Below are 26,382 nucleotides of genomic sequence, written 5' to 3'. Positions count from 1 at the left end.
CGTCGGATTTGACCGCGCAGCTGCGGCGCCCGCAAGGGCGACGAACAGACTGTCCACCGGAGGGTGCGGGAGCTTACCAGATGCCGCGCGACACGCCGATCCACAGCCATTTCCATACCGTCGGGTGATACCACTGGCGGGACGGCTTCTTCGTCATCTTCTGCGGGGAAAGCTTGCCGGAAAGTGCCGCACCGACCGCGCGGACGGCGATATTGGTGCCAGCGGCCGTCAGCAGCAGCGGGTAGGTGTGCATCGAGTCCTTGCGCGACGGGGTGACACGCACCTGGTAGATCACCCCACCGGTGTCGACGCCGGCATCGACGAGATGCACGGTCGCGCCGAAGTTGCGCTCGTCGCGCATGACCCGCGCCCAGTAGCCGCCCTGCTGGCCGCGATACTGCGGGTTAATGCCGGCGTGGAAGTTCAGCACTGGGCAATTGACCGCTTCGAGCGTTGCCGGCTTGAGCATGCGGCAGCTCACCAGAAAGAGGACGGCCGGCTTCAGTTCGCCGATCAGGCGCCGGAACTCCGTGCCGTTGGCGCTGTCGATCGAAATGCGCCTGAGGGTCGGATCAGCCTGGGTGTCGACATGGAACTGGCGGACGATCTCGTTTGCGCGGCGGCGGGCCAGCGGCTTGCCGAACTTCGACACCGCCATGGTGGCGACCTGTCCCAGCGCTGTTCCCCAGCCGAAGCGGCGCGCCTTCTGGCGCAGCATCTGCTTCTTCGGTTCGGGCTGCTCTTCGATGACGACGAGATTGGAGAAGTGGCGCTTGAGCGTGTTGATGAGAATTTCCGGGTTCGGCCCGCCCTGCGTCAGCACGACGACGCGCGGCCCGGCTACCTCGGAAAATACCAGAGGGGGCGAAGAGATCAGTTCGTCGCGTTCAGCATTGGTCAGCGGTTCCGCCCGCTTTTCATTGATGGTCATGTCCGTCACTGGCAGGCCCTGTTGCTTCGCCCGCGTGGAGAGCGCGGGTTAGATCCAAACTTAAGGAGAATGTCGCTTTCGTTGCAAGGCGAATTGTGCGCCCTGGCGTTATCGCTGCCTAGATGCCAGTGAGGGCAGAAGTAAGGTCGCCGTAGCCGGTAAATCGATACTCGTATTCAAGTCCCAGATATCGCGCGGCTTTTTTTGCCTTGGCCTGCAGTTCTTCGTCTTCCAGTTGCGACAGGTAGACCAGCTTTCGGTAGTTGCCGAAATACATGGGAAGCAACTGCGGGTGCCTGTCGAGGCCGAGCGGCTCGACGACGAATGCTTCGAACTGCCGGGCGAGGAAGTCGGTCAGGAAGAACGACGTGACGTCGTCGTCGTTCTCGGAAAACTTCACATTGCCGGAAAAGAAGGAGTAACAGTGCGGACCTTTGATGCGGGCGACGCCTTCGCGCGCGCAGACCTTGTCCAGTTCGCCGCCGGTGCCGCAATCGGCATAGCCGACGAAGATGCGGGCGATGCCTTCGGCGCGAGCTTCCGCGATCGCTTTTTCGATGCCGGGAGCGATCTTTTCGGGATAGGCATGCCAGATGGCGGGAAGACACTGCAGGTCGATGTGTTCGAGGCGATTGGCCTTGCAGACGGCGATAACCTCGCGCGCGATGGCGCCGCATGCGATTACGCGAACTTTTTCCTCTTTCGCGCGTTGAAGCAGGGAATTTTCGTTCCATACTTCATTTATGTTGGCATCCATCGAGAGGAACTCCGGCCATGACAATCAAGACCCTGTCCAAGATCAGCCTCGTACTCGCAGCTCTCGCCACACTCACCGCCTGCGGCAACACCATTCGCGGTATGGGGCAGGACGCGGCCAATACCGTCAATGCCACCGAAGATGCCGGCAAGAGGGTAGCCCGCGCGGCCAATTGACCAGTCTGATATGAGATGCGGGCGGCGTCTGTACAAGCGGACGCCGCCTTTTCGTCTCGGCTTTGCCCTTAGGCGCCGGCCAGCATGTTGTGCTTGCGCTTCATGAAGTCCTTGGCCGTTTCGACGGCGACTGCGGCATCGCGGCAGTAGGCGTCGGCGCCGACGGCCTTGCCGAACTCCTCGTTCAGCGGCGCGCCGCCGACGAGAACGACGTAGTCGTCGCGCAGGCCCTTTTCCTTCAGCGTATCGATCACGACCTTCATGTAGGGCATGGTCGTGGTCAGAAGCGCCGACATGCCGAGAATATCCGGCTGCTCGCGCTCGATGGCTTCCAGGTAGTTTTCGACCGGGTTGTTGATGCCGAGGTCGACGACGTCGAAGCCCGCACCTTCCATCATCATGCCGACGAGGTTCTTGCCGATGTCGTGGATGTCGCCCTTGACCGTGCCGATCACCATCTTGCCGAGCTTCGGCGCGCCGGTCTCGGCCAAAAGCGGACGCAGGATGAACATGCCTGCCTTCATCGCGTTGGCGGAGAGAAGCACCTCGGGGACGAAGAGGATGCCGTCGCGGAAATCGATGCCGACGATGCGCATGCCTTCGACCAGCGCCTGGGTGAGAATGTCGTAGGGCGTCCAGCCGCGTGCGAGCAGGATGTTCGTCGCTTCCTCGATCTCCTCCTTCAGGCCGTCGTAGAGATCGTCGTGCATCTGCTGCACGAGCTCTTCGTCGGAGAGGTCGGCGAGAATGATTTCGTCGTCTGCCATAGGTGTCTCCTCGTCTCCATTGGCACGGCAGGCAAATGGCCGGGCATTCAAGTGTTAGCTGCGTTGGCCTTAAAATCTGATTTCGAAAGCGACGTCGCGCAGAGCAAAAAGCGACGGCGCAAACACGTTTATCGTAGCGGGTCGGGCGCGGGATTGACAGGGCAAAACAAAGCGGCGACTGGAGGTGCCTGCGGTGTCTCCACTGCGCCACCTGTTGGCGCATTGAGACCCGTCCCGGGTCGGTTGCTTGATAGCATATGGGCGACAGGCGACGGAGCGCCATACATAAGCTGAGGAAACACGGACATGAGTTTGACGACAGAGCAGCCGGAAGGCGAGGGTGGCGGTCGCCGCGCACGCGGCGAGGGACGCGGGGCTGCAGCGCGCCGCGCATCGCGGTCCGGCGGCGGGCCCGGCCCGTCCTTGCCCTACATCACCCGCAAGATCCGTGAATACGAAGTGCTGGACGAAGAAGGCCTGCAGCTGATCGAACGCAACGCCGACACAGTCCTGGAAGAGATCGGCATCGAGTTCCGCGATGACGCCGAGGCGCTTGCGCTGTGGAAGGATGCTGGCTGCGAGATCAAGGGCGAGCGGGTGCATTTCCCGAAAGGGCTCTGCCGCGAACTTCTGAAGACCGCGCCGAAGACTTTTACGTGGCATGCCCGCAATCCGGTGCGCAGTGCCGAGATCGGCGGCAAGGCGACCGTGTTCGCGCCCGTTTACGGCCCTCCGTTCGTGCGTGACCTCGAAGGAAACCGCCGCTATGCGACGATCGAGGATTTCCGCAATTTCGTGAAGCTCGCCTACATGGCGCCGTCGATGCACTCGTCCGGCGGCACGGTCTGCGAGCCGGTCGATATCCCGGTGAACAAGCGTCACCTGGACATGGTCTACAGCCACATCAAGTATTCCGACAAGCCGTTCATGGGGTCGGTCACGGCGCCTGAGCGCGCGGAAGACACGATTGCGATGGCAAAGCTCGTCTTCGGCGAGGACTTCGTCGAGAAGAACACGGTGACGCTGAACCTGATCAACGCCAACTCGCCGATGGTGTTCGACGAGACCATGGTGGGCGCGCTGAAGGTTTACGCCCGCCACAACCAGGCTTCCGTCGTCTCGCCGTTCATCCTGTCGGGTGCGATGAGCCCGGTGACGGTCGCCGGCACCCTGACGCAGATCCTCGCCGAAGTGCTGGCGGGTGCCGCCTTCACCCAGCTGATCCGCGCCGGCTCGCCGGTGCTGTTCGGCACGTTCGCAGCCTCGATCTCGATGCAGTCCGGTGCGCCGACCTTCGGCACGCCGGAGCCATCGCTCGTCTCCTATGGTGCGGCCCAGCTCGCCCGCCGTCTCGGCCTGCCGTTCCGTACCGGCGGCTCGCTCTGCGGCTCCAAGGTTCCTGATGCGCAGGCTGCCCATGAATCGGCCAACACGCTGAACATGACGCTGCTCGCCGGCACAAACTTCGTGCTGCATGCGGCCGGCTGGCTGGAGGGCGGCCTGGTCAGCTCCTACGAGAAGTTCATGATCGACCAGGACCAGCTCGGCATGATGCAGAAGATGGCCGAGGGCATCGACCTGTCTGCGGACGCGCAGGCGCTCGACGCGATCCGCGAAGTCGGCCCCGGCAGCCACTATCTCGGCTGCGCGCATACGCAGGCGAACTTCCAGACCGCGTTCTACCGCTCGCCGCTTGCCGACAACAACTCGTTCGAGCAGTGGGAAATCGAGGGCAGCAAGCGCATCGAGGAGCGTGCCAATGCGCTCTGCCGCACCTGGCTTGACCAGTACGAGGCGCCCTATCTCGACCCGGCGATCGACGAGGCGCTTTTGGAATACATGGCCAAGCGCAAGGATTCCATGCCCGACGCCTTCACCTGAAAGGCTCCCGAACGCGCCAGGGAGCAAGGCGGAGCATCGGCAGTGGCGGACATGATCCAGAAGGAAGTCTGGCGTCCGCACTACGAACTGCAGGGACCGAAGCCGAAATGACGGCGGAACGCCCCTCAAGCGAAACGATCCGTGCGGCCTTGCGGCCGCACGGTCTTTTTTTGCGCGGCGTCGTGAATTTTACCGCGGACGAGGCCGCACCAGCGCTCGGCGACGGCCGGCCGGCCGCATGCGTGGCGCTCATAGGCAATGTCGGAAGCTCGATCTGGCCGCACTTCCGTGCCTGGCAGGACGGGGCGCCGGACCGCGGCGGCGCCGATCCGCTGGACGCCTGGTCCAAGTCGGTGATCGGACCGATTTCGGTTGCGCTCGGTGCTACCGCCTACTTTCCCTCCGACCCGCCATGGCAGCCGTTCCAGCAGTGGGCGATGCGGACAGAGGGCCTGCGCGCCTCGCCGCTCGGCATTTTAATCCATCCCGTCTACGGCCTCTGGCACGGCTATCGCGGCGCGCTCGCTTTCGCCGATGCGATCGAGACCGAGGGGGAGGTGGCCGGCCCGCATCCCTGTGACGGCTGTCGCGATCGGCCCTGCCTCAACCGGTGTCCGGCCGGTGCCGTGACGGCCGCAGGCTTCGACGTCGCGGGTTGCCGGGGGTACCTGGGCACGGAGGCCGGTCGCGAAGCCTGCATGATAGCGGGTTGCCTCGCTCGAAATGCCTGTCCGGTCGGTGCCGTACACCGCTACTGCGACGATCAGTTGCGCTTCCACATGGCGGCACTCCGCCTCTGATTGCGGCGGAGGTTTGAAGATGCGAGGCTGGCGGGCCATCTGGAACTTCTCATCGGGAGAGATGTCATGAAGAGCATAGGGCCAGACCCACGGGAGAAGGCGGAACGGCACCGCCGGCCGCCTGACGCAGCGATCTTAAAGGATCCCGCAGGCGCAGACGCCCCCTCGCCATTGTTCGCGATTGAGGCGCGTCGCCAGTCGGAAGCGCTGCGGGACAGCAGCTATGCGGGCGACGACCAGGCCTTCGTCGCGCCGATCTTGGAGTTAGGCACCCCATGAAGCGCCGTCTGCTCGGCCTCGCGCTCGCCGCCTCGTCGCTCGTTGCAGGCCCGGCGTCCGCCGCCTGCGAGGAAATCCTCCATCTCGCCGACCGCTACATCGTCTGCACCTATGATCCGGCGCGCGAGACGATCCGCGTCTACGGCGTACCGGACGGTTCGAGCGAGGCACTGACCTATGGCGCGGTGCGCGACCTTCTGCGGCAGGACCGCGAGTTCCTCGTCTTCGGGATGAACGGCGGCATGTATCATCCGGGCTATGGTCCGGTCGGGCTGCTGGTCGAATACGGGCGCGAGCGCCATCCCTTGAACCGGGACGCGGGCGAGGGGAACTTCTTCCTCAAGCCGAACGGCGTTTTCTACGTCGGAAAGGGCACGGCAGGCGTGATGGAAACGGAGGCCTTCGCAAAGGCGCGGCCGGAGGTGCAGTTCGCCAGCCAGTCGGGGCCGATGCTGGTGGTCGACGGCCGCATCCATCCGCGGTTCCTGGCCAATAGCGACAGCCTCTATGTCCGCAATGGCGTCGGCATCCTGCCGGACGGGCGTGTGGCGTTTGCGATCTCCCGCGGGGTGGTGCGGTTCCACGACTTCGCCACCCTGTTTCGCGATGCGCTCGGCTGCCGCAACGCGCTGTTCCTCGACGGCAGCATCTCCAGCCTCTATGCGCCGGAGGTGCGGCGAAACGACCGCTTCGCCCACATGGGTACGGTGATTGCGGTCGCGGGCGGACTGCCCTACTGAGGCGTTTCCCCTTTTGGGCCCGGGTCGCGGGAACCGCTGGCGAGGGCTTTAGGCCCGCAAAGTCTCAGACCTTGGGAAATGCCCGCTCCAGGCCGCCGGAACGGGTGAGCCCGGCGCGAAAGGCCTGATGGGCGGCATGCTGGCTGGAGCGCGCGGCCTCCATCAGCCGCATCTGCAGGCGCGCCGGCGCCGTGTTGCCAAGCCACTCGCCAAGCCGTTCCAGCTTCAGTGAATTCAGGAACTTGCCTTCCGCCGCACGTGCCAGATGGAGGTCGAGCCCGGCCAGCAGGCTCTCATCCTGCGATGGGTTCTCCATCAGCAAGAGCAGAAATGGCTGCTCGGCTTCCCCATGGGTTGCAAGCTTCTCGGCGATCTTCTCCCGATCGGGAAAGGCGGCTGCGTTCATGCGCGCGGCTCCAGCGAATCTGTGTGGGAGTCCCGGATAGTGGAGGGCGAGGGGGTGTGCAAGCGCAGAAAGCAAGGGATGGGGGACGATGTCGCCCGCTGCCCTCTCTCTTTCTCCGCGGTGAACCTATGGCACGTGCTGCATGATGATCTGCGTATGCAGCATCGGGGCCTCGGCTCCGAAATAGCTCTCCAGCAGTGGCAGGAAATCGTCCGACATGTAGAAATCCGTCAGCGCGCGGTCCGCCAGCAAGCGGAAGTCGGCGTCGTTGCGACGCAACGCGATGGCATAGGGTTCATGCGTGAACATGCGATCGCCGACCGTAAGCGAGGACGGATCGCGCGCCCGCTTCGCCAGGCTGATGAGCAGCGCCTGGTCTGCGATGTAGGCATCGATCTTGCGGCCCTCCAGCGCCTTGAGGCCGTCCTCGTGCGTGCTGAAATCGGTTAGCTTCGTCTCCGATTCCTGGATCGCCAGTGCCTCGCGAAGCGTCGCCGCCGTCGTTGTGTTTGCGCGCATACCGATGACGTTTGTGGCAACGCGCTCGCTGACGGCGTGGACGGCGGGGCCGTCGAAAAAGAGCGTCTGGAGGTAGCCGGGCGAATCCTTGCGCAGCAGGGCGCTCGCCCCGGTCAGGAAGATCGGTTGTGAGAAGTCGACAGCTTCCCGCCTCGTCAAATTCACGGTGATGGAACCGCAAAGCAGGTCGAGCTCTTCATTCTTCACAGCATCGAAGCCATTGGCGAGCGTGGTCTCGACATATACGCGCTTCAGTTCCGGAAACTGATGTTCGATCTCGTCGACGATTTCGCCGCACAGGTCGATGGCATATCCCACCGGTTCGGCCCCCGGCTGGCTCGATGAGAATGGCGCCTGGCCCGAGATGTAGCCGATGCGCACCGTTCCACGCGAGGCAATCGTATCGAGCGTTGCGGCGGCGGCCGCGAAAGCAGAAAGACAAAGGGCAAGGTTTGCCAGCAGAAGCCGCCTCATGCGCTTGGCCATATGTGTCTGCGGGGCACCTGCATGATCCTTGTCTCCGCATAGGGTGTAGGTCTCAAAGGCGTGCACGCAGATTATGGGCCGATCCCCATTTGTCAACCGACAAGGCTCGGCGGAGAGTCAACATGGCATTGTGGATCGCGCATCCTCAAGCCTGGGGAGCAATCGAGTTGCTGCGCGTGAACATCACGCAGACTTGGTGACGATGGACCGATTGCGGAGCGGACGGACAACCGCTGCAGGGCGTACACGCCTGCCACAAGCGCGCTAACGTCCAACTCGATGAGGAGATGGCGCGCCGGGCCGGCGCGGCGGCCCGGTTGTCTCCCGCCGGGAATGTGGAAGGCTCAGCCCCTGCCGCGGCGGCCACGTTCGCGGGCGGGGGCGGGGGCGCCCTCGTTTGCGGTCTTGTTGCGCAACGGACCGATCACCTCGACGATCGTCTCCAGCGTCGGGCGCTGGCGCGGTTCGTGGGCGTCGAGCGCTTCGCGCATGGCAGCGAGGTGTTCGCAGGAGGTGCCGCAGCAGCCACCGATGATGCGGGCGCCGGCGTCGCGGGCAAGTCTTGCATATTCGGCCATCAGCGGCGGCGTGCCGGAATAGTGGATCTCGGCACCGCGGTACTCAGGGATGCCGCAATTGCCCTTGACGACGATCGTCGCGGCCGGGTCGGCGCCGGTCATGTCGAGCAGCGAGGAAAGGATGTCGGAGGCGCCGACGCCGCAATTGGCGCCGACGGCGAGCGGACCGGCACCGATGTCGCCGGCGACGCCGTGGATGTCCTTCGGGTGCAGGCCCATCATCGTCTTGCCGGCGGTATCGAAGGAGCCGGTGTAGACGAAGGGCAGGCCGACCTTCACGGCGGCCTCGGCGGCAGCGCGGATTTCTTCGGCCGAGGACATGGTCTCGATCCACGCTACGTCGGCGCCGCCGGCCTTCAGGCCCTCGATCTGCTCGGCGAAGGCGGCGACGGCATCCTCATAGGTCAGTGCGCCGAGCGGAACCAGCAGTTCGCCGGTCGGGCCGACGGAACCGGCGACGATTACCTTGCGCTGTGCCTTGTCGGCGACGGCGCGGGCGATCTCGGCTGCGCGCTTGTTCAGCGCGAAGACGCGGTCCTGCGCATGGTGCAGTTTCAGCCGGTGGCGGGTGCCGCCGAAGGTGTTGGTCAGGATGATGTCGGCACCGGCATCGACGAAGTCCTGGTGCAGCTTGGTGATGTTCTCCGGCTTCGCCTCGTTCCAAAGCTCCGGCGCCTCGCCGGCTTCCAGCCCCATGGCGAACAGCGACGTGCCGGTGGCGCCGTCGGCGAGCAGGAACGGCTTCTCGGCAAGAAGGGCGGCAAGCGCATTGGTGTTTGTCGTCATCGGGTCAACTTTCCTGTCACGCGGTCCAACCGGCAGGCGGTCGAAGGCAGAGGTCCTCATTGGGAACGAGGATATAAAGATTTCTTTATGTCCATGCAAGGCCAGTGGTGATCCGGCGGAATGCAGAGGGCGGTGGCGCAGGAGGCGAGCCTGTTTCCATGCAGCGGAAGCCAGCGATCCATTTCCGTGCAACAGTGATTCCGTTGGCGCCGCAGACGCGGCGCGGCTGGATCGCGGATCAGGTCCGCGATGACGGCAGCGGGGCCGGCCGGGCCGACCCCGGCCTAACGAAACCTTACGCTGCCTGCTGCGTCTCGGCACCGTGACCGGTCGGGGTCACCATGGCGGCGATGATCGTATCGAGCGAGACCGTGCCGACCGGCCGGCTCGCCTCGTCGAGCACATGGGCGGTCGACTGGCCTGCTGCCGTCATCGCGCGGGCCGCGGCTTCGAGAACCGTGCCCTTGGCGACGGGCATGCCTTCCGGATTGCCGGCCAGCGGCTTCATGATCGTCTCGACATTGATGACACGGCCGCGGTTCACCTCCTTGACGAAGGCGGTAATGTAGTCGTCGGCGGGGTGGAGCACGATCTCCTGACCCGTGCCCTGCTGGACGACGCCGCCGTCGCGCAGGATGGCGATCTTGTCGCCCAGTCGCAGCGCCTCGTCGAGGTCGTGCGTGATGAAGACCACGGTCTTCTTCAATTCCTTCTGCAGGTCGAGCAGGACCGTCTGCATGTCGACGCGGATCAGCGGGTCGAGCGCCGAATAGGCCTCGTCCATCAGAAGGATTTCGGCATCGTTGGTCAGCGCCCGGGCCAGGCCGACACGCTGCTGCATGCCGCCGGAAAGCTGGTTCGGATAATGGTTCTCGAAGCCGGTAAGCCCGACGCGCTCGATCCAGTAGCGGGCGCGCTTCTCGCTTTCGGCTGCCGGAACGCCCTGGATCTCCAGCCCGTAGACGGTGTTTTCGACCACAGTCCGGTGCGGCAGCAGCGCGAATTTCTGGAACACCATCGCCGTCTTGTGCCTGCGGAATTCGCGCAGATCGCGGTCGTTCATGCGACAGACGTCGACGCCGTCGTAGAGCACCTCGCCGGAGGTTGGTTCGATCAGCCGGTTGATGTGGCGGATCAGCGTAGACTTGCCCGAGCCGGAAAGCCCCATGACCACCATGACGCCGCCGGCCGGCATGGAGATGTTGATGTCCTGCAGGCCGAGGACATGGCCGTACTTCGCATTCAGTTCGGTCTTGGAAAGTCCGGATTTCACCTGGTCGATATAGTCGGCGCCGCGCGGGCCGAAGATCTTGTACAGGCTTTTGATTTCGATGGCGTGACTAGCCATGGACTACCTCCGAATGCTTCTGCAGGCGCTTGCCAAAGGCCTGGCTGGTACGGTCGAAAATGATGGCGATGGCGACGAGCGCAAAGCCGTTGAGAAACCCGACGGTGAAGAACTGGTTGTTGATCGCGCCGAGCACGTTCTTGCCGAGCCCCCCGACGCCGACCATCGAGGCGACGACCACCATTGCCAGCGACATCATGATCGTCTGGTTGATGCCGGCCATGATGGTGGGGAGCGCCAGCGGGATCTGGACGTTCTTCAATTTCTGCCAGCCGGACGAGCCGAAGGCGTCGGCGGCCTCCAGAACTTCCTTGTCAACGAGGCGAATGCCGAGATTGGTCAGGCGGATCATCGGTGGAACGGCGTAGATGACGACGGCGATCATGCCCGGCACCTTGCCGATGCCGAAGATCATCACGACGGGGATCAGGTAGACGAAGCTCGGCATGGTCTGCATCACGTCGAGGGTCGGATTGACCACGGCCTGAACCCGGTCGAAGCGCGCCATCAGGATCCCGATCGGGATGCCGAGCACCACGGCGACGATCGTACAGACGGTGGTGATCGCGAGCGTCACCATTGCGTCGTTCCACAATCCGAACAGGCCGATGAAATACATGGCGACGGCGGTGCCGATCGTGACCTTCACGCTGCGGCTGCCGAGATAGACGATGACCAGCATCGCAACCAGGATGATCGGCCAGGGCGAGGTGACGAATAGGCGCTCGATGAAGTTCAGGAACACCTGGAGCGGCTGGACCACAGCGTCGATGATCGTGCCGTAGGAGCGGACGAAGCCGCGGAAACCGTCGTCGATCGTCTTGCGGCCTGCGCGAATGGTAGCGTCGCTCAGCGCGGGAAACTTGCAGAGCAGTGCCGGCAAGCTGTCGCACAATGCCATATCAATCCCCTTTGTCTGCCGATTGTCGACTCCGGATCGCTTCCGCCGCCTTGTGCGCGCTTTCACCTCCGGGCCGTTGTTCTTGTTTTCGTTCCGGCCTTTTTTATATTCTTCACATGAAGCCGGCGGCATTCATGTGCTGTTTGCGACCTTGCTTTCTCTATTAGCAAATCGAAGCGGAAACCCGTTCCTGCCTTCGTCGCGTCACAATGAAAAAGGGCCGGCGGGTTATCGCCGGCCCTCGATCAGACCTGTCAGAGAGACGCCTTGACCTTCTCGGCGACTTCGGGCGAAACCCATTTCGTCCACAAGTCGGGATTGTTTTCGAGGAAGTACTTGGCGCCGTCCTCGTTGGTGCCCTGGTTATCGATCATCCAGGCCAGAACCTTGCCGACCGTCTGGTTGTCCCACTGGCGCGTATTCATGTAGTCCATCGCCACGCCCGCCTTGTCGGCGAAGGCTTTTGTGACGACCGTGTAGACGTCGGAGACCGGATAAGCGTTCACCTTCGGGCTCGGGCAATCCGGGATCGCCGTGCAGGCGTCCCATTCCTTCTTGTCGTGCTCGACGCCGAAGGAGAGCTTGGTCATCTCGTACTTGCCGAGAATGGCGGTCGGCGCCCAGTAGTAGCCGAGCCAACCGGTCTTCTTTTCGAAGGCGTTGGCGATCGAGCCGTCAAGGCCGGCGGCGGAGCCGGTGTCGACCAGGTCGAAGCCGGCCGCTTCGGCGTTCAGCGCATTGTAGAGATTGGCGGTGGAAACCTGGCAGTTCCAACCCGACGGGCAGTTGTGGACGGCGGCACGAGAAGCGTCTTCCGGTGCGGGGAAAAGCTCGGGATGTTTCAGTGCATCCTGAACGGTCTTGATTTCCGGGTGGGCGTCGGCGAGGAACTTCGGAATCCACCAGCCTTCGACGCCGCCTTCCGACAGCAGGGGGGCCGCCTGGATGAGGCTTCCGTCCTTGACCGCCGCGTCAAGCGCTGTGCGGAACGAGTTCACCCACAGTTCCGGCGCTACGTCCGGCTCGGCTTTTTCCGACATCGAGGTGAAGGTGGGCATGGTGTCGCCGGTGACGAGCGTCACCGTGCAGCCGTAGCCGTTTTCGAGAATGATCTTGTCGACATAGGCCGCGACGCCGGCCGAAGCCCAGTTCATCTCGGCGATGGATACACTGCCGCAATCGGCAGCCTGTGCGGAACCTGCCCCGGCATAGAGGCCGACGGCGAGGACGGTAGAAGCGAGCAGCGTCTTCATGGTTGTGCGATCTCCCAGTCTTGATGCGGTTATCTGTTCCGGACGGTGAAGAAGCCGTACGCCTTCCTTGCTGCCCGATCGATACGTTCGGCAGGCTGGGGTCGAAGAACCGGGTCGGGCAAGTCGAAACCCTGCTTGCAGCGACGTGAGTTATTGTCGGCCGGCAGCGGAACCCTGTCACCGCCTCGCCTGTTTCATCGCTGGGGGCAGCGTAAGGATTCCCGCAAAGAAATCAACCGTGCAGCGCTGCAGCAACGAATTTGGGTGCCGCCAGCAGGAGGGCAGGCGCCGGTAATTCAGGCACCAGCTCGATCAAAAAATGAGCTTTTGCTCACAGATGGGCGTTGCGGAGCAGGTTGAAGGCGCGGTGTCGCCGGCGGGTTTTCGGATCGGGACATTTGCTGTCCTGAAAGCGGCGGTTGTGCCGATGGCGGATTTTTCGAAGATCGCGCGAAAAAAATCACAATTCATCTTTGTTTAAGGTCTTAATAACGATCCGGTAACGATGTGCAGCTATCACTTTCGTCGTGGCAGGTGATCCCTGCCCATCCCCGGAAAAGGTAGTGCGTACCGGGGCCGATTTTCGACGATGCGCGATTTTGCATCCGAGAGGCCGTGGAACGCCCGTGCGGGTGCCCGCGGCTTTTTTGTTTCCGCTGCCAACATCTTTTTCGCCGGCAGAAACAGCAACGCCCCCGCAATGCGAGGGCGCTCGAAGACGGCATTTCCGTTCGCTCAGCCGACGTTGCGCGTGCGGATCAGGCTGATCGGGCCTAGCGGCGCATCGTCGACGACATTGCGGACGCGCGAGTGATGGCGGGGAGCCAGACCGTTCCATGCGATCTGGACGAAGTTGGGCTTGCTGAAGATGAACAGCATGGTGTTTTTCCCTGGTTGGGCGGCGACGGTTCGGCCCGTGGCTCACATGCCGGCGATATAGGCCCGGCCCGCGGTGAAATCGCATTCGCCAACGCCATGGCGTGTCGCAAATGGAATATGTGTACTGGTGCTCTTGTCGATCCCCTCCTGAACGGCTGCGCATTGCGGCGGCATCACGGCGCTTTCAGGGCTTTGCGGTGTACGGGCGCGATGCTAATTGAGGCGCATGACTCGGAAAATCATGCTGCAGGGAACCGGCTCGGATGTCGGAAAAACGGTACTGGTGGCCGGACTGTGCCGCATTGCCGCGAACCGTGGCCTGAAGGTCCGCCCTTTCAAGCCGCAGAACATGTCCAACAATGCCGCCGTATCCGACGATGGCGGCGAGATCGGGCGGGCGCAGTGGTTGCAGGCCATGGCTGCGCGCGTACCGTCTTCCGTCCACATGAACCCCGTGCTGCTGAAGCCGCAATCCGACACCGGCAGCCAGATCGTGGTGCAGGGGGAGGTCTACGGCCAGGCGCGGGGCCGCGATTATCAGGCGCTCAAGCCGAAGCTGCTCGGCGCGGTGATGGAGAGCTTCGAAATGGTCTGTTCCGACGCGGACCTCGTGGTGGTGGAGGGGGCCGGATCGCCGGCCGAGATCAACCTGCGCGCCGGCGACATTGCCAACATGGGATTTGCGACGCGTGCCGGCGTGCCGGTCGTGCTCGTGGGCGACATCGATCGCGGCGGCGTCATCGCTTCTCTCGTCGGTACGAAGGCAATCCTTCCGGGCGAGGACCTGGCAATGGTCAGCGGCTACATCATCAACAAGTTCCGCGGTGACGTCACGCTTTTCGACGACGGCATTCGCGCTATCGGCCAGCATACCGGCTGGCCCTGCTTCGGGGTCGTGCCGTGGCTTAAGGACGCGCGGCGGCTGCCGGCGGAGGACTCTGTCGTGCTGGAGCGCCTGGCGGCCGGAAAGGCCGGCGCCCTGCGCGTGGCGGTGCCGGTACTGCCGCGGATTGCCAATTTTGACGATCTCGACCCGTTGCGCCAGGAGGGCGACATTGACCTGGTCTTTGTGCGGCCCGGTGAGCGGATTCCCGCCGATGCCGGCCTCGTCATCCTGCCGGGCTCGAAATCGACCATCGCCGACCTGAAGGATTTCCGGGCGCAGGGATGGGACCGCGACCTTGCCGCCCATCATCGCCGTGGCGGGCGCGTCATCGGCATTTGCGGCGGCTACCAGATGCTGGGACGGACGGTGCGCGATCCGCTCGGCATCGAGGGTAGCGACCGCGAGATCGAAGGGCTGGGCCTGCTCGAGGTCGAGACCGAGATGGCGCCGGAGAAGACGGTGCGCAACAGTCGGGCGCATTCGCTCGCCTACGACGTGCCGCTGGAGGGCTACGAGATCCATCTCGGCGTGACGGCAGGGCCGGACTGCGCCCGGCCGAGCGTCATCATCGACGGCAGGCCGGACGGTGCGACTTCGCCGGACGGCCGGGTGTTCGGCACCTATCTGCACGGGCTGATGTCCAGCGATCCGTTCCGGGGCAGGCTGCTTGCCGAGTTCGGCATCGCTGGCGGCGGCTTCGATTACCGCAAGGCGGTCGACGAGGCGCTGGACGGTGTTGCGGCCGAACTCGAGGCGGTGCTCGATCCGGCCTGGCTCGAGGGGCTGATGGAACGGGACTGAACAGGCCGGCCCATGCGGTGCAGATGTCCGGGCGCTGCCATCGGCGTGTTCCGGCACGATTTTTTCGTCATCTTGCCGCGGTAAGGTTACCATCAAACTTGCGTCAGAATCCCATGCAAAGCCTTGAGGGCTCTGGAATTGCCGCTATCTATCTGCCCAGGTCCGGCATGCGATCGAAAAGGGAAGTTCTCGAATGACCACTGCGCGTTTGGCGAAACTTGGATTGGCCGGACTTGTCGGGTTTGCGCTCGCCGGAGTTCCGGCGGTGCAGGCGGACGAGACGAAGCCGCCCGTCAGCGCAAGCAAGCGCTGGGAGAGCGAGTTCTCGATGTGGCAGAAGGTTTCTTCCAGCAGCGACCCGGCGGGCTATGAGGATTACCTCAAGCAGTTTCCGAACGGCACCTTTGCATCGATGGCGCGGCTGCGGCTTGCCGAGTTGAACGCTGCCGGCGCGTCCAAGCCGTCGAGCGGTGCGGCGTCCGCGGGCACGGCAGTCGGCGAGAAGGAAAGAAACGAGGAAGCGCGCAAGGCCGCCGAGGCCGAGCGGCTGAAGGCCGAGCAGGAGGCGAAGGTCGCAGCCGAAAGGGCGCAGGCCGAACAGGACCGGCTGGCAGCGGAAGCGGAGCGCAAGCGGATCGCCGAAGAAGAGCGGCTGCGCGAAGAAGAGCAGGCGCGCGCGCAAGCCGAAGCCAAGCGCGCCGCCGAGGCCAGGGCCGAGGCGGAGCGTCAGGCAGCCGAAGCTGAGCGCAAACGCGCGCAGGAAGCCGAAAGGCTGCGGGCGGAGCAGGAGGCGAAGGCCGAGCAGGCGCGCCTGAAGGCCGAGCAAGAGGCAAAGGCTGCAGCCGAAGCCCAGGCCAAGGCAGAAGCCGAACAGGCTGCCGCCGAGGCGGAGCGCGAGCGCGCGCAAGCTGCCGCAGAAGCCGATCGCCTGAAGGCTGCAGAGGAAGCCAAGGCTGCGGCAGAGGCGCGGGCGCGGGCGGACGAGGCGGCTGCGGACAAGGCCAAGGCCGAAGCGGAAAAGGCGCAAGCCGAGGCCGAGCGTCTACGTGCGGCGGAAGCCGTAGCGGATGAAGGCGAAAAGGGCGCAGACTCTGCCCGGCCGGCAGAGGAAAGCCGTCCGGCGGGGGCTACGGCCGATGCGCTCGATACGGAAGCGCTTCCGACAGGCCCTGGGCCGGGCACTGAACCGGACGCCGGGTCGCAGGCCGCCACAACGGACGATGCCGGCGCGGGAAATGGCGCGGGCAATGCGGAGACCGAGCGCCAGGCGCGTCGGGAAGACAATGCCTGGAGCCGTGCGGTGCTCAACGGCCGCGCACAGGCATTCGAGGGATATCTGAGGGTCTATCCGGACGGACGCTTCGCCGATCAGGCGCGCGAACGGCTGTCGGCGATCGAGAAGCAGGGTGGCACCGCGCAGCAGGACGCCGGGCAGCCGTCCGAGGACAATGCGGGCCTTGGCGGTTCGGGCGCGGGGAGTGCCGGTGCAGGCGGTGCGGACCAGGGCAGCGTCGTTTCTGCGAGGCCGATCGCGCCGGGATCGCGCGAGGTGCTGGCCGATCCGCGCCAACCGACGATCTACAGGACGCCCGGAGTTGCCCGCGAGGCCTACCTGGAGCCCGCGACGCGGGCGCAGTCACAGCAATGGTTGAGCATGCTCGGCTACAACACCGGCGGCGTCGATGGCGTCTTCGGTTCGCGCACGCGTGGCGCGATTGCCGCATGGCAGCGCTCGGCCGGGTACGCCGCGGACGGCTACCTGACGCGCAAGCAGTTTCGCCAGCTGGGCGAGGCGGCTCGCTATGCCCAGCGCCGGGATCGCCAATATGTCGCAAGGCAGCGCGCCCAGCGCGACCGCTATTACAATGACGGCTACGGCGTCTATGAAGGCCCTGTGGGTGGCGGCTATCTCGAAGGGCCGGTCGGCGGCTACTACGAGGGACCTGTCGACGGTTACTATGGCGGGCCGAGCGGGGATCTCACGATCAGCGGCCCTGGCTATTGAGCCATCCCGTTTCCCGATCTGCGCTTCGAACGCCGCTTTCAGGGCGGCGGACGGCGCTTCCGGTCGATTGACTTCCGGGCCGGCCGGGCATAATCATCGCCAGTATTGGATGGTGCGCCGGTCCAGCGATGGACGGGCGCTTAAATGGGAACGTGACGGGGTGGACCCAATCAGGGCGCTCCAATCACGGCCGACCCCGCGACTGTAGAGTAGCGAGGCCTATCCGACCGGTTCGTGCGAACCGGTAAAGCCACTGGGTGGCGGCATGATGAACCGGGGTCTGGACGCCTCTATTTCTACGAATCGTCCGCCTTTCATGCTGCGAACCGCCCGGGAAGGCGAGGAGGGCTGCCGGCGCAAGAGCGCCCGACGCTGCGAGCCAGGAGACCTGCCGGCCAATAAGGGCATTCTGCCCGATTCTGGGGATGTTCCCCGTGCCAGCACGGAGGTTGTCATGGCTGTTTCTAACGTTTCTTCTGTTTCCCTTTCTCTGAGCGATCGTCTCGTCGCCGGGCTCGTGGCGCTTCTGCTCGGCGGATTTTTGGTGTTTGGCGCAGGCCTCGCCAACTCGTCCGTCCTGCACGACACCGCGCACGACACCCGTCACTCCTACGGCTTTCCCTGCCACTAAGGAGCTGATGCCATGATCGTCAAATATCTCCTGGCCGCTCTGGTGGCCGGGCTGTTCTCCGGTGTGGTGATGACGGCCGCCCAGGAGGCGCGTGTGATTCCGCTGATCCTCCACGCCGAAGAGTTCGAGGGCGAGGAGGGTGACCCTGCCGCCACCGGAACCGAAGCCCCGCAAACGACGCACGAGCACTCCTCGCTCCGCAGCGCTCCTTCGCTGGCCGACATTACGGCCTATTTCTCGCCGATCTCGGTCGCCCATGCCCATGAGGGCGAGCATGAGGACGGTGGCATCATGTTCGGCATGAGCCGGTTCTCCGGCACGCTGCTCGCCAACCTCGTGACCGGCACAGGCTTCGCATTGCTCCTGGCGGGTGTGAGCCTGCTGACGGGCAACGCGATCACCGTGGCCAACGGGGCGTTGTGGGGTGCCGCCGGCTGGCTGGCCGTGCACCTTTTGCCGGCAATCGGGCTGCCGCCGGAACTGCCGGGCTTCCCGGCCGCCGACCTTGGCGCCCGACAGGCCTGGTGGATCGTCACAGTGGTTCTCTCGGGGGCAGGGCTCTACCTGCTGATCCTGAAGAGCGGCATCGCGGCGAAGGTCGCCGGCATCGGTCTGATTGCGGCCCCGCAGGTCTATGGCGCCCCGCAGCCGTCCGATCTTTCCAGCAATGTTCCGGCCGTCCTCGGTGCCGAGTTTGCCGTGGCGGCACTTGCCACCACGCTGTTCTTCTGGATCGTGCTCGGCCTTTCGCTGGGATTCGCCAACGAAAAGATCGCAAAGGCAGCTAGATGAAAACGACATCGCCCGGAGCCGTCCTGGTTCTGGGCGGTGCGCGTTCCGGAAAATCCGCGTTTGCCGAAAGGCTGGCGGCGGAGACCGGCCTTTCCAAGCACTATATCGCCACCGGCCGGTCATGGGACGACGAAATGCGTGCCCGGATCGAGCAGCACAGGGCGCAGCGCGGCGGTCATGGCTGGACCACGCATGAGGATCCGCTGGCGCTCGCCGAACGCATCAACGACACCGCGCGCGACGATCGGGTTTTGCTCGTTGACTGCCTGACGCTCTGGGTCACGAACCTGATGATGGAAAGCCACGACATGGCGGCCTCCTTCGACGATCTCGCAGCGGCCATCGTGACCGCGCCCGGGCGACTGGTCTTCGTCTCCAACGAGGTCGGCCTCGGTATAGTCCCCGAAAACCAGATGGCGCGAGAATTCCGCGACCACGCCGGCAGGCTGCACCAGCAGGTGGCGCAGCTCGCCTCCGAAGTCTATTTTGTCGCGGCAGGCCTGCCGCTGAAAATGAAGGGTTGAGCCCATGCTCCAGCAAAAGATCCCCGCCACCGTCATCACCGGCTTTCTCGGCGCGGGCAAGACGACGATGATCCGCAACCTCCTGCAGAACGCGAACGGCAAGCGCATCGCACTTATCATCAACGAATTCGGCGACCTCGGCGTCGACGGCGACGTGCTGAAGGGCTGCGGTGCGGAAACCTGCAGCGAGGACGACATCATCGAACTGACCAACGGCTGCATCTGCTGCACCGTCGCCGACGACTTCATCCCGACCATGTCGAAGCTTCTGGAGCGTGAGAACCGGCCCGACCATATCGTCATCGAGACCTCCGGCCTGGCGCTGCCGCAGCCGCTGGTGGCCGCCTTCAACTGGCCGGAGATCAAGACGCAGGTGACGGTCGACGGCGTCATCACCGTGGTCGACAGCGCCGCCGTCGCCGCTGGCCGCTTCGCCGACGACCATGATCGCGTCGATGCTCTGCGCGTGGAGGACGACAACCTCGATCACGAGAGCCCGCTGGAGGAGCTCTTCGAGGACCAGTTGACTGCGGCCGACCTGATCGTGCTCAACAAGACCGACCTGATCGATGCCGCCGGCCTGAAAATCGTCCGCGACGAGGTCGCTTCCCGCATTGCGCGCAAGCCGGCGATGATCGAGGCGAGGAACGGCGACGTCGCAGCCGCGGTGCTGCTGGGGCTCGGCATCGGCACCGAGGACGACATTGCCAACCGCAAGTCGCATCACGAGCTGGAACACGAGAACGGCGAGGAGCACGACCACGACGAATTCCACAGCTTCGTCGTCGAGTTCGGTCCGGTTGCCGATCCTGCCGGCTTCATCGAGCGCCTGAAGGGCGTGATCGGCGAGCATGACGTGCTGCGGGTGAAGGGGTTCGCCGACGTTCCGGGCAAGCCGATGCGGCTGTTGATTCAGGCTGTCGGCAGCCGCATCGACCAGTATTTCGAACGCGCCTGGGGCCCAGGCGAGACCCGCGGTACCCGCCTCGTCGTCATTGGCCTGCACGACATGGACGAGCAGGCCGTCCGCGCGGCGATCGCCGCTGCGGTTTAATCCGGGCATGGGCGCGCGGCTGCTCCTTGTGTCGGGACGTCGGTCAGCTATCCGGCCGGACCGAATCGGGCGGGCTGCGTGCGCGGATCGTCGGGACAAGCCCGAGGATCACGGAAGGTGGCCGGTGCGGGCTCGACTTCGTACGCATCGCCCTCGTCGCCCAATGCCGTCATCCCCGGGCTTGTCCCGAGGATCTGAACACCTAGCCGGACAGAGGAAGGGCGCGGTATGCACCTGCTCCTAGCCCAGAAGGGAACGATCGCCGACGGCAAGGAGGCGATCGACCTCGGCCAGACGCCGGGGGACGTGATTTTTCTCTCTGCGGCTGACACCGAACTGGCATCGCTTGCCACCGCGCATCGCGGCCGCAGGACGGATACCCGGCTGCGGCTTGCAAGCCTCGCCTCGCTGGCGCATCCTATGTCGGTCGATACCTATGTGGAGCGGACGGCGCGGCACGCGAAGCTGATCGTCGTGCGCGCGCTCGGCGGCGCCAGCTATTTCCGCTACGTGCTCGAGGCGCTGCATGCCACGGCGGTTGCAAACGACATCGCCATGGTGGCGCTGCCGGGCGACGACCGGCCTGACGAGGGGATTGCGTCGTTCAACCGCATCGCCGAGGACGACCGGCTGCGGCTCTGGGCCTATCTCAATGAAGGGGGCGCAGAGAATGCGGGCCGCTTCCTCGCCTATGCGGACGCGCTGGTCTTTGGCGGCGAGAAGCCGCAGCCGGCGGCGGTACTGGAAAAGGCCGGCATCTGGTGGCCGGGGCGGGGTGTGAACGACGTCGCGATGTGGAGCGAGATTTGCCAGCCCTCTCACCGTGAACGGGGAGAGGGGGCAGCGAAGGCTGAGACAGAGGTAGAGGCGGCGGCAGAGGTAGAGTTAGAAGAAGAGGGGGCCTCTACTTCGCCGCGGTTCCGCCGAGAGAGCGAGGCCGCGGCCGGCGCAGGCTCCCCTTCGCCCCGCTTGCGGGGAGAAGGTGCCCGAAGGGCGGATGAGGGGCTTTTGCCCGCAGGTGCTCCGGCTCTAACGCTCACCTCTGTCCTGCCGCATGACCAGGGGGGCGATGACGCGGTCGCGATCGCGACCGAGGCATCCACTCCCCGCACCGTCGCCATCTGCTTCTACCGCGCCTATGTGCAGAGCGGCGAGACGCGGCCGGTGGAGCTTCTGATCGAAGCGCTTGCGGCGGAGGGCGTCCGCGCCCTGCCGGTCTTCGTCTCCAGCCTGAAGGACCCCGCATCTGTCGAGACCGTCCGCGCCGCCTTTGCGGCTGTCCATCCCGATGTGGTGCTGAACGCCACCAGCTTCGCCGTCTCCGCGCCGGGCGCGAACCGCAAGCCGACGGTGCTCGACGAGGCTGGTGCTCAGGTGTTGCAGGTGATCTTTTCCGGCTCGTCGCGGGAGGCCTGGGAGAAATCCGGGCAGGGCCTGACGGCGCGCGACCTCGGCATGAACGTTTCGCTGCCGGAGGTGGACGGACGTGTGCTGGCGCGGGCGGTGTCGTTCAAGGCGGCGGCGCGCTGGGATCCGGCGGTAGAGACCGACATCGTCAGCCTCGAGCCGGTGGAGGATCGCATACGCTTCTCCGCAAGGCTTGCCGCCAACTGGGCGCGGTTGCGCCGCACGCAGGCGAGCGACCGGCGCGTGGCGCTGGTGATGGCCAACTACCCGAACCGCGATGGCCGGCTCGGCAACGGCGTCGGGCTGGACACGCCGGCGGGCACTCTGGAGATCCTGCGGGCGATGCAGGGCGAGGGCTATGTAACCGGCGAGCTGCCGGTCGACGGCGACACGCTGATTGCACACCTGATGGCGGGTCCGACCAATGCGGCCAGCGACGGGCGGGAGATCCGCGAAACGCTTTCGCTGAATCAATACAGGCGCTTCTTCGAAGGTCTTCCCAGGCTGGTTCAGGAGGCTGTTACCGAGCGCTGGGGTCAGCCCGAGGCCGATCCGTTCGTCACAGGCGACGTCTTCGCGCTGCCACTTTGCCGTTTCGGCGAAACGCTGGTCGGCATCCAGCCAGCGCGCGGCTATAACATCGATCCGAAGGACACCTACCACTCGCCGGACCTCGTTCCGCCGCACGGCTACTTCGCCTTCTATGCCTATCTGCGCGAGGTCTGCGACGTTCACGCCGTCGTCCATGTCGGCAAGCATGGCAATCTCGAATGGCTGCCGGGCAAGGCGCTGGCGCTCTCGGAGGCGTGCTATCCGGAGGCCGTGCTCGGTCCGATGCCGCATCTCTATCCCTTCATCGTCAACGATCCGGGCGAGGGCACGCAGGCCAAGCGCCGGTCCTCCGCCGTCATCATCGACCACCTGACGCCGCCGCTGACGCGGGCGGAGATCTACGGGCCGCTGAAGGATCTGGAGGCGCTGGTCGACGAGTATTACGACGCCTCCGGCGGTGATCCGCGGCGGTTGCGGCTCTTGAGCCGGCAGATCCTCGATCTCGTCCGCGACATCGGGCTCGATCAGGACGCGGGAATCGCCAAGTCCGACGGCGAGGCGGCGGCGCTCGAGAAGCTCGATGCCTATCTCTGCGACCTGAAGGAGATGCAGATCCGCGACGGCTTGCACGTCTTCGGTGTCTCGCCCTCGGGGCGGTTGCTCACCGACCTGACGCTGGCGCTCGCGCGGGTGCCGCGCGGCCTCGGCGAGGGCGGCGACGCCAGTCTTCAGCGGGCGATCGCGGCGGATGCGTTTGGGGGCGCGGCTGGTGGCATCGTGACGGTGGACGACCTTCCCGCTGGAAGTCATGCCTTCGACCCGCTCGACTGCACCCCGTCCGATCCCTGGACCGGCCCGCGTCCCGACATTCTTGCCATCCAGACCGACGCGCCCTGGCGCTCCGCCGGCGATACGGTCGAGCGCATCGAGCTGCTGGCGGGAAAACTCGTGTCGGGCGAGGTGCCGTGCCCGGAAGGTTGGGACGCGACCCACACCGTGCTGGCACAGGTCGATGCGGTCATTCGTCCATCGATCGATGCCTGTGGGGCAGCGGAGATGGCTGCGCTGCTGCGTGGGCTTTCGGGGCGCTTCGTCGAGCCCGGACCTTCCGGCGCACCGACGCGGGGGCGACCTGACGTGCTGCCGACGGGCCGCAACTTCTATTCCGTCGACAGCCGTGCGGTGCCAACGCCGGCGGCGTGGGAGCTCGGGAAGAAGTCGGCGGAACTGCTGGTGGCTCGCTACGCACAGGACCACGGCGAGTGGCCGACTTCGTTCGGCATTACGGCCTGGGGGACCTCGAACATGCGCACCGGCGGTGACGACATCGCCCAGGCGCTGGCGCTGATCGGTGCGAAGCCCGTGTGGGACACGGTGTCGCGAAGGGTGACCGGCTACGAGATCATCCCCCCAGCGATGCTTCGCCGGCCGCGGGTGGACGTGACGCTGCGCATCTCCGGCTTCTTCCGCGACGCCTTTCCCGAGCAGATCGCGCTCTTCGACCGGGCGGTGCGGGCGATCGGGGGGCTCGACGAGGACGAGGAGGATAACCCGATCGCCGCCCGCATGCGCGCCGAGGCGTCCGCCCTCGCCGGTGACGGCATGCAGGTGGCCGACGCGCAGGCCATGGCGGGTTACCGCGTGTTCGGCGCAAAGCCCGGTGCCTACGGCGCCGGCCTGCAGACGATGATGGACGAGGGCCTGTGGAAGGACCGCGGCGACCTTGCCGAGGCCTGGCTCACCTGGGGCGCGCATGCCTATGCCGGCGAGGGCGAGGACGTCTCCAGCCGCGACCGGCTGGAGGTGCGGATGAAAAGCCTGCAGGCGATCGTCCAGAACCAGGACAATCGCGAGCACGATCTTCTGGACAGCGACGAATACTACCAGTTCGAGGGCGGCATGGCGGCTGCGGCGGCCCACTTGAGCGGGGCACAGCCGACTGTCTACCACAACGACCATTCGCGGCCGGAAAAGCCGGTGGTGCGCACGCTGGAGGACGAGATCGGGCGCGTCGTGCGCGCCCGCGTCGTCAACCCCAAGTGGATCGATGGGGTGATGCGGCATGGTTACAAGGGCGCCTTCGAGCTGGCCGCGACAGTCGACTTGATGTTCGCCTTCGCTGCGACGACGGGAGCGGTAAAGGACCACCATTTCGAGGCCGTCTATCAGGCGTATATTCTGGATGAGCGCGTGCGCGACTTCATGGCCGAGAAGAATCCCGCGGCGTTGAAGGAAATGTCCGACCGCCTGGTGGAGGCGATCGACCGCCGGCTGTGGTCGCCCCGCTCCAATTCGGCGCGGTTCGAACTGGAGGATATCGGTGCGAGGAGGAGGGCGTCATGACCGGACTTTCCGGAGGCTGCCTGTGCAGGTCGGTGCGGTTTTCCGTCACGGGCCCGATCATCCGCACCGGCCATTGCCATTGCGAGAGCTGCCGCCGGGCGACGTCGTCGCCGGTGACGAGCTTCTTCTGCGTGGCAAGGGCCGACGCGAGCTTCGAGGGAGAGGCGCTTCGCCATTACGCATCGTCGCCGGGTGTGAGACGCGGCTTCTGCGGAAACTGCGGCTCGCCGATGAGCTACGAGACGGCGGAGCGCCCCGCCGAGATCGACCTCTACGTCGCATCGCTGGACGATGCGACGAGCGTCTCGGTGACACAGCACTGGTACTGGAAGGAGCGGGTCGCATGGTTTTCCTGCGATGACGACCTGCCGAAACACGAGAATTGAGGAGCAAGCGATGAGCGACAGCGAGACCGAAACCGCCGGCATGAGCGAGGCCGAGCTTGCGCGCCACTCGGAGAAGATGGCGAAGAAGAAGCAGGCCCGCGAAAAGATCATGGCGACCAAGACCGACGAGAAGGGCCTGGTCATCGTCCATACCGGCAAGGGCAAGGGCAAGTCGACAGCCGGTTTCGGCATGATCTTCCGCCATATTGCCCACGGCAAACCCTGCGCGGTGGTGCAGTTCATCAAGGGTGCGATGCTGACGGGCGAGCGCGAACTGATCGAGAAGCATTTCTCCGATCTCTGCCAGTTCCATACACTCGGCGAGGGCTTCACCTGGGAAACGCAGGATCGCGCCCGCGACGTGGCGATGGCGCAGAAGGCCTGGGAAAAAGCGAAGGAACTGATCCGCGACGAGCGCAATTCCATGGTGCTGCTCGACGAGATCAACATCGCGCTTCGCTACGACTACATCGACGTCGCCGAGGTGATCGACTTCCTGCGGACGGAAAAGCCCTACATGACGCATGTCGTCCTGACCGGGCGCAACGCCAAGGAGGAGCTGATCGAGATCGCCGATCTTGCAACCGAGATGGAGCTTCTGAAGCACCCGTTCCGTTCGGGGATCAAGGCGCAGATCGGCGTGGAATTCTGAGGAAAGGGCGGCGCAATCCGTCCCCTACCAGCCGAGCCAGACGCGGATCGGCTGGCTCGGATCGGCCATCAGGCGAACGGCAAGCCCAAGGCTCGTGACGATCAGCAGCGGCTTGATGATCCGTGCACCCTTCTTCATCGCGAAGCGGGAGCCGACCTGGGCGCCGAGGAATTGGCCGATCCCCATCGTGATGCCGACCTTCCACAGCACGACGCCATAGGCGAGGAAGAAGGCGAAGGCGCCGACATTGGAGCCGAAGTTGAGCATCTTGGTGTTGGCTGTCGCTTTGAGCACCCCGAAGCCCGCCAGCGAAACGAAGGCCAGCATGAAGAACGAGCCGGTACCCGGCCCGAACAGGCCGTCGTAGAAGCCGATCAGCGGGACGACCGTAAAGCCGAAGGCTGCTTCCGAGAGCCGCCGGTGCTTGTCGACGTCGCCGATGCTCGGCTTGAGCGCAAAGTAAAGGGCGATGCCGACCAGAAGGCACGGCAGGGCGGCGCGCAGCGCATCCGCCGGGATCACGGTGGCGAGGGCCGCACCGAAGACGGCGCCTGCCGCCGCAAGTGCGGCCATCGGCAGTTGCCGGCGAACGTCCACATGGCCGGCGCTCGCATAGGCGGCTGTGGCCGACCCGGAGCCGAACAGCGACTGCAGCTTGTTTGTGCCCAGCGTTTCCAGCGGTGGAATCCCCGCCAGCAGCATGGCGGGAATGGTGATCATCCCGCCGCCGCCGGCGATGGAATCGATGAAACCGGCAATGAAGGCAGCAATGAAAAGAAGAAGAAGGGCATGCAGGGCGAGATCGGCCACGGAATTTACTACCGGCTCAGGAGACTGCGACACTCTTTGTCAGATGAGCCGC

24 protein-coding genes and 1 riboswitch are annotated in these 26,382 nt (G+C 64.9%); of the genes, 13 read left to right on the top strand and 11 right to left on the bottom strand.

The features are described from left to right. Positions 1 to 73: 73 nt before the first annotated feature. Both HV823_RS17985 and HV823_RS17980 read right to left on the bottom strand, forming a co-directional pair. On the bottom strand, positions 74 to 931 hold the full coding sequence (locus HV823_RS17985) for a formyl transferase (protein ID WP_176951119.1): 858 nt from the start codon (positions 929 to 931) through the stop codon (positions 74 to 76). Positions 932 to 1,049: 118 nt separating this feature from the next. Beyond that, on the bottom strand, positions 1,050 to 1,688 hold the full coding sequence (locus tag HV823_RS17980; protein WP_176951118.1) for a DUF1638 domain-containing protein: 639 nt from the start codon (positions 1,686 to 1,688) through the stop codon (positions 1,050 to 1,052). Positions 1,689 to 1,705: 17 nt separating this feature from the next. On the opposite strand from HV823_RS17980, the gene HV823_RS17975 reads away from it, so the two are divergent. After that, entirely contained in the window at positions 1,706 to 1,864 is a 159-nt protein-coding gene (locus HV823_RS17975; protein ID WP_176951117.1) for an entericidin domain-containing protein, read from the top strand. Between the two features lie 68 nt (positions 1,865 to 1,932). On the opposite strand, the gene HV823_RS17970 is transcribed toward HV823_RS17975, so the two are convergent. Next, entirely contained in the window at positions 1,933 to 2,631 is a 699-nt protein-coding gene (locus tag HV823_RS17970) for a corrinoid protein (RefSeq protein ID WP_176951116.1), read from the bottom strand. A gap of 306 nt (positions 2,632 to 2,937) precedes the next feature. On the opposite strand from HV823_RS17970, the gene HV823_RS17965 reads away from it, so the two are divergent. The 3 genes from HV823_RS17965 to HV823_RS17955 all read left to right on the top strand — a co-directional run bounded on the left by HV823_RS17965 (position 2,938) and on the right by HV823_RS17955 (position 6,331). Beyond that, positions 2,938 to 4,512: a trimethylamine methyltransferase family protein gene (locus HV823_RS17965; RefSeq protein ID WP_176951115.1), complete on the top strand. Its 1,575-nt coding sequence runs from the start codon at positions 2,938 to 2,940 to the stop codon at positions 4,510 to 4,512. A 107-nt stretch (positions 4,513 to 4,619) separates the two neighbouring features. Then, positions 4,620 to 5,312: a 4Fe-4S dicluster domain-containing protein gene (locus HV823_RS17960; protein ID WP_176951114.1), complete on the top strand. Its 693-nt coding sequence runs from the start codon at positions 4,620 to 4,622 to the stop codon at positions 5,310 to 5,312. Positions 5,313 to 5,587: 275 nt separating this feature from the next. Then, complete coding sequence (locus tag HV823_RS17955) at positions 5,588 to 6,331, top strand: phosphodiester glycosidase family protein (protein ID WP_176951113.1); 744 nt, start codon at positions 5,588 to 5,590, stop codon at positions 6,329 to 6,331. Positions 6,332 to 6,395: 64 nt separating this feature from the next. Here HV823_RS17955 and HV823_RS17950 read toward each other — a convergent pair whose 3' ends face one another. From HV823_RS17950 to HV823_RS17920, 7 genes are all read right to left on the bottom strand, one after another. Next, positions 6,396 to 6,737, bottom strand: a complete 342-nt coding sequence (locus tag HV823_RS17950; protein WP_176951112.1) for a hypothetical protein — start codon at positions 6,735 to 6,737, stop codon at positions 6,396 to 6,398. A 126-nt stretch (positions 6,738 to 6,863) separates the two neighbouring features. Then, positions 6,864 to 7,742 (bottom strand): amino acid ABC transporter substrate-binding protein, encoded by an 879-nt coding sequence (locus HV823_RS17945; RefSeq protein WP_176951111.1) that lies wholly within the window; start codon positions 7,740 to 7,742, stop codon positions 6,864 to 6,866. A gap of 344 nt (positions 7,743 to 8,086) precedes the next feature. Next, a complete protein-coding gene (gene bmt / locus HV823_RS17940) occupies positions 8,087 to 9,106 on the bottom strand; it encodes a betaine--homocysteine S-methyltransferase (RefSeq protein ID WP_176951110.1) in 1,020 nt (339 codons plus the stop codon). A 295-nt stretch (positions 9,107 to 9,401) separates the two neighbouring features. Further along, positions 9,402 to 10,454: a quaternary amine ABC transporter ATP-binding protein gene (locus HV823_RS17935; RefSeq protein ID WP_176951109.1), complete on the bottom strand. Its 1,053-nt coding sequence runs from the start codon at positions 10,452 to 10,454 to the stop codon at positions 9,402 to 9,404. Continuing rightward, entirely contained in the window at positions 10,447 to 11,355 is a 909-nt protein-coding gene (locus tag HV823_RS17930; RefSeq protein WP_176951108.1) for an ABC transporter permease, read from the bottom strand. Before HV823_RS17930 ends, HV823_RS17935 begins: the two co-directional genes overlap by 8 nt. Before the next feature lie 254 nt (positions 11,356 to 11,609). Beyond that, positions 11,610 to 12,608, bottom strand: coding sequence for a glycine betaine ABC transporter substrate-binding protein (locus tag HV823_RS17925; protein ID WP_176951107.1), 999 nt, complete (start codon positions 12,606 to 12,608; stop codon positions 11,610 to 11,612). 735 nt (positions 12,609 to 13,343) lie between these two features. Beyond that, complete coding sequence (locus tag HV823_RS17920; protein ID WP_097141042.1) at positions 13,344 to 13,487, bottom strand: hypothetical protein; 144 nt, start codon at positions 13,485 to 13,487, stop codon at positions 13,344 to 13,346. A gap of 226 nt (positions 13,488 to 13,713) precedes the next feature. Between HV823_RS17920 and HV823_RS17915 the strand changes: the two genes are divergently transcribed. The 9 genes from HV823_RS17915 to cobO all read left to right on the top strand — a co-directional run bounded on the left by HV823_RS17915 (position 13,714) and on the right by cobO (position 25,520). After that, positions 13,714 to 15,174 (top strand): cobyric acid synthase, encoded by a 1,461-nt coding sequence (locus tag HV823_RS17915; RefSeq protein WP_176951106.1) that lies wholly within the window; start codon positions 13,714 to 13,716, stop codon positions 15,172 to 15,174. Positions 15,175 to 15,367: 193 nt separating this feature from the next. Next, positions 15,368 to 17,179 (top strand): peptidoglycan-binding domain-containing protein, encoded by a 1,812-nt coding sequence (locus tag HV823_RS17910; RefSeq protein ID WP_176951105.1) that lies wholly within the window; start codon positions 15,368 to 15,370, stop codon positions 17,177 to 17,179. Between the two features lie 93 nt (positions 17,180 to 17,272). After that, a riboswitch (cobalamin riboswitch) is annotated at positions 17,273 to 17,589 on the top strand. A 44-nt stretch (positions 17,590 to 17,633) separates the two neighbouring features. After that, entirely contained in the window at positions 17,634 to 17,810 is a 177-nt protein-coding gene (locus HV823_RS17905) for a CbtB domain-containing protein (RefSeq protein ID WP_097141039.1), read from the top strand. Between the two features lie 12 nt (positions 17,811 to 17,822). Continuing rightward, the gene (locus tag HV823_RS17900) at positions 17,823 to 18,602 is read left to right on the top strand and encodes a CbtA family protein (protein WP_176951104.1); all 780 of its coding nucleotides are present in this window, start codon (positions 17,823 to 17,825) and stop codon (positions 18,600 to 18,602) included. Continuing rightward, positions 18,599 to 19,126: a bifunctional adenosylcobinamide kinase/adenosylcobinamide-phosphate guanylyltransferase gene (cobU, locus tag HV823_RS17895; RefSeq protein ID WP_176951103.1), complete on the top strand. Its 528-nt coding sequence runs from the start codon at positions 18,599 to 18,601 to the stop codon at positions 19,124 to 19,126. Before HV823_RS17900 ends, cobU begins: the two co-directional genes overlap by 4 nt. 4 nt (positions 19,127 to 19,130) lie before the next feature. Next, positions 19,131 to 20,180: a cobalamin biosynthesis protein CobW gene (gene cobW, locus HV823_RS17890; RefSeq protein ID WP_176951102.1), complete on the top strand. Its 1,050-nt coding sequence runs from the start codon at positions 19,131 to 19,133 to the stop codon at positions 20,178 to 20,180. A 228-nt stretch (positions 20,181 to 20,408) separates the two neighbouring features. Next, a complete protein-coding gene (gene cobN / locus HV823_RS17885; protein ID WP_176951101.1) occupies positions 20,409 to 24,482 on the top strand; it encodes a cobaltochelatase subunit CobN in 4,074 nt (1,357 codons plus the stop codon). Next, complete coding sequence (locus HV823_RS17880) at positions 24,479 to 24,868, top strand: GFA family protein (RefSeq protein ID WP_176951100.1); 390 nt, start codon at positions 24,479 to 24,481, stop codon at positions 24,866 to 24,868. The genes cobN and HV823_RS17880 overlap by 4 nt, the downstream gene beginning before the upstream one ends. A 10-nt stretch (positions 24,869 to 24,878) precedes the next feature. Continuing rightward, positions 24,879 to 25,520 carry a cob(I)yrinic acid a,c-diamide adenosyltransferase gene (cobO, locus tag HV823_RS17875; RefSeq protein WP_176951099.1) on the top strand — a complete coding sequence of 214 codons (642 nt, stop codon included), beginning with the start codon at positions 24,879 to 24,881 and terminating at the stop codon, positions 25,518 to 25,520. A 24-nt stretch (positions 25,521 to 25,544) separates the two neighbouring features. On the opposite strand, the gene HV823_RS17870 is transcribed toward cobO, so the two are convergent. Further along, complete coding sequence (locus HV823_RS17870) at positions 25,545 to 26,330, bottom strand: TSUP family transporter (protein WP_176951098.1); 786 nt, start codon at positions 26,328 to 26,330, stop codon at positions 25,545 to 25,547. Between the last annotated feature and the right edge of the window lie 52 nt (positions 26,331 to 26,382).

The sequence above is a fragment of the Mycoplana rhizolycopersici genome (assembly GCF_013378445.1).
Lineage (GTDB): Bacteria > Pseudomonadota > Alphaproteobacteria > Rhizobiales > Rhizobiaceae > Mycoplana > Mycoplana rhizolycopersici.
This window is presented reverse-complemented; position numbering and strand designations above follow the sequence as displayed.